General features: G+C 59.2%; 5 protein-coding genes and 1 pseudogene. 1 reads left to right on the forward strand and 5 read right to left on the reverse strand.

Annotated features, from left to right (window positions below; all coding sequences use genetic code 11):
* Positions 1-501: pseudogene (locus AAC035_RS18200) on the forward strand (saccharopine dehydrogenase); the annotation flags it as partial.
* Positions 502-551: 50 nt separating this feature from the next.
* Here the strand turns inward: AAC035_RS18200 and AAC035_RS18205 are convergent.
* The 5 genes from AAC035_RS18205 to AAC035_RS18225 form a co-directional block, all read right to left on the reverse strand.
* Entirely contained in the window at positions 552-941 is a 390-nt protein-coding gene (locus tag AAC035_RS18205; protein WP_339806518.1) for a CBS domain-containing protein, read from the reverse strand.
* Positions 942-947: 6 nt separating this feature from the next.
* Complete coding sequence (locus AAC035_RS18210) at positions 948-1,304, reverse strand: transcriptional regulator (RefSeq protein ID WP_339806519.1); 357 nt, start codon at positions 1,302-1,304, stop codon at positions 948-950.
* Entirely contained in the window at positions 1,301-2,797 is a 1,497-nt protein-coding gene (locus AAC035_RS18215) for a DUF1538 domain-containing protein (protein ID WP_339806520.1), read from the reverse strand. Before AAC035_RS18215 ends, AAC035_RS18210 begins: the two co-directional genes overlap by 4 nt.
* A gap of 180 nt (positions 2,798-2,977) precedes the next feature.
* Complete coding sequence (gene cydC, locus AAC035_RS18220) at positions 2,978-4,636, reverse strand: thiol reductant ABC exporter subunit CydC (protein ID WP_339806521.1); 1,659 nt, start codon at positions 4,634-4,636, stop codon at positions 2,978-2,980.
* Positions 4,629-5,393: ATP-binding cassette domain-containing protein (locus tag AAC035_RS18225; RefSeq protein WP_339806522.1), on the reverse strand; the 765-nt coding region annotated here is incomplete at its 5' end. The genes cydC and AAC035_RS18225, both read right to left, overlap by 8 nt.

Genomic DNA, 5,393 nt, shown 5'->3' on the forward strand with positions numbered 1-5,393 from the left:
ATTATGGCAGCCATCAATACCCGCGTTGTTCACCGCACCAATGCCTTGCTGGAGGCGGAGTACGGACGGGAATTCCGTTACGATGAGGCGATGATGACCGGCAAGGGCCTGAAAGGACGCGCAACGGCACTGTCTATTGCAGCCGCCCTGGGTGGCTTTGCGGTGGCAACTGCCATCAAGCCCACACGCTGGTTGCTGGAGAAGTTTGTCGTGCCCGCCCCCGGGGAAGGGCCTGACCGTAAAGCCCAGGAGTCCGGCTTCTATGATCTGCGCTTTATGGGTACCACCCAGGGCGGCCAGAGCCTGATGGTCAAGGTGACCGGGCAGGGTGACCCAGGCTATGGCTCCACCAGCCTGATTCTGGCTCAGGCGGTCCAGTGCCTGGCGTTCGATGTTCCCCGGGCCCGCGCAGGTGGATTCTGGACGCCGGCGTCACTGATGGGTGAGCCTTTGCTGGAACGGCTTCGCAGTGAGGCAAAAATGACGTTCGACGTGGTCTGAAGCACTCTGGTAAACGACCTGCAATCCCGACAGGCCCGCCAACGGCGGGCCTATTCGATCTTGTCGAGCAGGGCATCCATGATGTCATCCATGGCCACAAAGCCCAGCAGTTCGTTGTCATTGAGCACCAGTATCCGTTTAACCCGATGTTCAGTCATCAGGCTCGCCACGTGCTTGATGGACAGGCTTTGACCAACAGAAATGGCAGGCTTTGCACACACGTCATACACGTTGATCAGGTCGATATCACCGCCCTCGGCAATGACCGTCTTGAGCACGTTGGTGTAGGTGATAAGCCCCCAGGCGTCATGAGGATTCTGGCGCTCAACCACCAGGGATTTCAGTTTGTGCTTCTTCATGAGGCTCAGCGCCTCGCGAAGTTTGGCAAAGGGCGACACGGTCACTACATCCGTGACCATCACATTCTTGACCAGTAACATGTCAGCTCACTCCCAGGTTGAATCTTTGACGTGTTGTTCAAATTTTTCATACTGGGACATGTCGATACCGCCCAGATGTTCCAGTGGTAACGTGAAGACCAGCCCCTGAGAGTCCTTCTCGCCGGGCATCAGAATTTTCTGAATGGCTTTCAGAACCTCAAGTGACAGGCCTTTCTCCAGAACCATGACCAGCACACTCTGACTGCCATCATAGGTCAGGCCAAAAAAGGTCTTGCGGGTGGTGTTGCTGATCCCGCGTCCGGACAGCACGGTGATGCCCCCGGCGCCGAGTTCCCGGGCAGTGTCTATGCATTCCTGTTCCAGGTCTTCCGGCACGATAGCGCCAAGTACGGAGAATTTCATGTCTCAACCTCTCTGTTTTCCTGACGGGTTGTCAGCCATTGCGCAACAATGGCGTAGGACATAACGGTAACGATAGGAAAAATCGAGGCAAAGGCAATCAGCCCGAATCCGTCGATCAGTACGTTACGTCCTTCAATATGGGAGGCCAGGCCAATCCCCAGCGCAGTAACCAGTGGAACCGTCACTTCCGATGTTGTCACGCCGCCAAGATCATAGGCGAGAGCTATGATATAGCGGGGGGCCAGCGCGGTCAGAATGATCACCAGGGAGTAGCCACCGATAACGTAGTAATGTATCGAGCCGCCCACGATCAGCCTGTGCACGCCAATGGTAATACCAACGGCCACACCGACCGCTACAAGCATCCTGATAACATTGCCGTCAAGTTTACCAGAGGCTGCCTGTTCAGCCTGCTGGCCAATAGCGATGAGCGCCGGTTCTGCCATAGTGGTGGCAAAACCGATCATGAAGGCGAACAGATAGACAAAAACGAAGCCCTCAAGTGTAATCAGTTGCTCTGCCATACTGGTGCCGATGGGAAACAGGCCCAGCTTCAGCCCAACCACAAATGCGTAGAGTCCGATGATCACCAACAGGAATCCGAACAGTATTTTGCGTGGATTCGACAGGCCTTTACGGAGCACCACATACTGGAAGAACAGAATGGTCAGAATGATCGGAAGTACATCCCGAAACATCTCCGCCAGTTCCAGCAGCATCCTGAGGGGCCCGGACAGCGCGTCTTCATCGCCGGTAGCAAGCATCGAGACGTCTGCTGACAGGTCAGGACCGCTGAACACAAAGATACCGTAAAGCTGAACGGTGATCATGGGCACCATTACCGCCAGTGCCACCAGGCCAAAGCCGTCCATCAGTGGATTCCGGCCACGGATCGACGACGCCAGGCCGATACCCAGCGCGGCAATCAGCGGCACGGTCACGATGTTGGTGGTTACCCCGCCGGAATCATAGGCCAGGCCGACGATTTCTTCCGGGGCGAACCAGGTCACTACAACCACGACGATGTAGCCGATGATCATGAACCAGTGCAGGGGGTAACCCATAATGGTGCGGAACACCCCCAGCGCAATGACCATGCCAACGGAGAATGCCACCAGCAGCCTCAAGGTGAGGGCATCAATCCGGCCTTCACTAATGTCCTGGGCCTGCTGGGCGACGGCGATCAGGGCCGGTTCCGCCACCACCGCGGAAAAGCCGATGGCAAAGCCGAAAGCAAGCAGAACGGGGACGGAACCCTTGCGGGCAAACTGGTTCGACAGGCTTTTGCCGACCGGGAAGATGCTGAGCTCAAGCCCCTGAAGGAACAGGGCGACGCCAAAGGCCACAATGATCAGGCCAATGATCATGCTCAGGGTGTTGTCGGGGACCTGCTGCAGAATCACCAGCTGGAAAAACACCACGACCACCACAATGGGCAGGAGGTTTTTGAAGGCGTGCAGCAATGCGTGAGCAAACGCTTTTAGGTAAACCACTCTGACCCTTGAAGTTTTCAGCCTGGATGGGCGGATTCTGACGCAGGTATGCGGTAGTTATCAAGTCTGGTCATGGTCTCGTAAACAGTCAACCAGACCTGTGCACGCATTATTTCAGGGGTTCAGGACTCCGGGCTTGACCTGACTCAATACCGGGGCGAAGTCGGGGAGTCTCTTCGCTTACCCCAGAACCATCACCCGGTCCGCCGGGGGCAGCGAGTGATCCCCATGGGCGACCATGACACAGGTCCTGCTGGCAAGCCAGGGACGTATGCCTTCCCGGACTCTGGCTGCGGTTCCCCCATCCAGTCCGGTAAAGGGCTCATCCAGCAGCACCAGCGGGGCCGGTTTCAGTAGTGTCTGGGCAAGGGCAAGACGACGGCGCTCGCCACCGGACAAGAGTCCGGCCTGATCCCCCAGCGGGCTCGACAGGCCGTCAAACAGGGACGCCACCAGTTCATCCAGGTCCACCGCGTGCAGTACTGACCACAATCGGCCATCGTCTGCCGTGGGGTCCGCCAGCCGGAGGTACTGCTCCACTGTGGTATCAAATAACCAGGGGGATTGCTGCAGGTAGCTGATGCCGGTCAGCCATTGTTTCGGGCTGGTAGTGCTCAGGCTGTGCCCTTCCACCGTAATAGTGCCATCGTCCGGCGCTACCAGCCCGGCGATCATATCGAGAATGCTGGACTTGCCGCAGCCGGAGGGGCCCACAATGCCCAGATGCTCGCCTGGTTGCAGGGTCAGGTTCAGGGGGGCAAACAGCGCTTCCCCATTGATGTATCGGGTGACCGATTCCAGCCTGAGCGTTGCCTTGGTGGCCGATGGGTCCGGGTTTTGGGTTGAAACCGCCGCTGGACCTGATGAGGCAGCGCCTGAAGTATCCTGATTCAGGCGGCGGGCTGCGCCCAGGGTACGTCCGGTCTGGGCAAAGGCGGCCGGCAAATTGATGAACGCCTCGGCAAGTCCGAACAGGGCCAGGGCGAACATCAGTGCGACCGGCCCGGAAAGCGCGTCGTCCTGCCATAATCCCAAACCGATGATCAGGGCCACAAAAACGCTCATCTGGGTTGCTGCCTGCAGCAACGCCTGGGCATCTGCCGTTTCCTTCTCGGCGGCCAGGGTCAGCCGGTTCTGATGCTGGCCGGAGTCAACCAGGAGGTCCGTTTGCTGCTTCCAGAGCAGGGCTGCGGCCAGTTCCCGGTGGCCCTCCATGACATCCACCAGGTCGCCTCTCAGGGTCTGCAGTTGTTCTCCGAGGCTGGAGGTCAGCATCAGATTGCGTCGGGCAAGTCGCACCAGTATCAGTGGCAGCAGGGCCAGCGGCAGCATGGACCAGAGCAGCGTGGGAGCCACCAGTGCCATCAGCAGCCCCACCATCAATGTACTGAGCAGCGCCAGTGCGGCCGGGGCCAGCAAACGAAGATAAAGGTTGTCGAGTGATTCAATGTCCGAAGTCAGCCGGTTCAGCCAATGGGCGGAACGCCGGGCAGGGCGTCTGGAGGCAGGGCTGCCAGCCAGTTGTTCAAAAAAACGAACCCGTATACGGGCCAGCATGCGTAGCACCGTATCGTGGTTATAAAGTCGTTCGTAGTATCGGCTGACGGTGCGGGTCAGCGCGAAGAACCGGATACCGCCTCCCGGCACGTACACATCGAACGCTACGCTGACGCCGGCTGTCAGCAACAGGCCGGTCAGGGCAGTGGCGGTTATGAACCAGCCAGACAGCCCCAGCAGACCGATACCGGCTGCCAGTGTCGCAAGCATCAGCAGGCCACCAAACCAGAGGCGATGGCGCTGCTGAAGGATCAGTCGCAACCAGGGGATCAGATCACGCATTCAGCAATCTCCCGTTGGCCAGTTTGAGCACCCGGTCTGCCGCGTCCATCAGGGCTGGGTGATGGGTGGCCACAATGACGGTCACACCCTGTCGCTGAAGGTTTGCCAGGGCCGAAATGATGACAGCTGCACTGCCGGGATCGAGGCCCGAGGTTGGCTCATCAAGCAAGACCAGTGAATGACGGGCCAGGAACACCCGGGCCAGGGCCAGCCGCCTGGCCTGACCTCCGGACAAACCGGTGCCGTCTTCGCTGACAACCGATGCCAGACCATCCCGGCGGGACTCAACCAGCGTAGCAAGGCCCACTTTGCTGAGGGCTGTCATAAGTTCCTGGTCGGAGGCCTTCGGTGCCGCTACCCGAAGGTTGTCCGCCCAGGAACCCTGGCGGATAAACGGGGATTGCCCCAGCCAGCCTATGGCCGACTGTCCTGGCTTCTGGCCGCTGACCAGCACGCTGCCCACCGTTGCACGGCGGAAGCCCGCCAGGGTATCCAGAAGCGTGGATTTACCACTGCCTGAGGGTCCGGTAATGGCAATCCATTGCCCGGGGGGCACCGTCAGGTTGATGTCGGCAAGCAGCCATCGGTCGTTATCGCCAGCCGTGACACCAAGCCCGGATACCACCACCGGCGACTGTTCCTGAGCGGTTTGCTGTGAGGGTGGCTGTGAGGGCCTCTGTGATGGTTCAGACGCATGCTCTGGGTGTTGATTTGCCTTGGTCTCCAGACGGGCCTGAAGCTGTGCGGCTGCCCCCAG

Origin of the sequence: uncultured Marinobacter sp. (genome assembly GCF_963974375.1) — a bacterium.
Taxonomy (GTDB): domain Bacteria; phylum Pseudomonadota; class Gammaproteobacteria; order Pseudomonadales; family Oleiphilaceae; genus Marinobacter.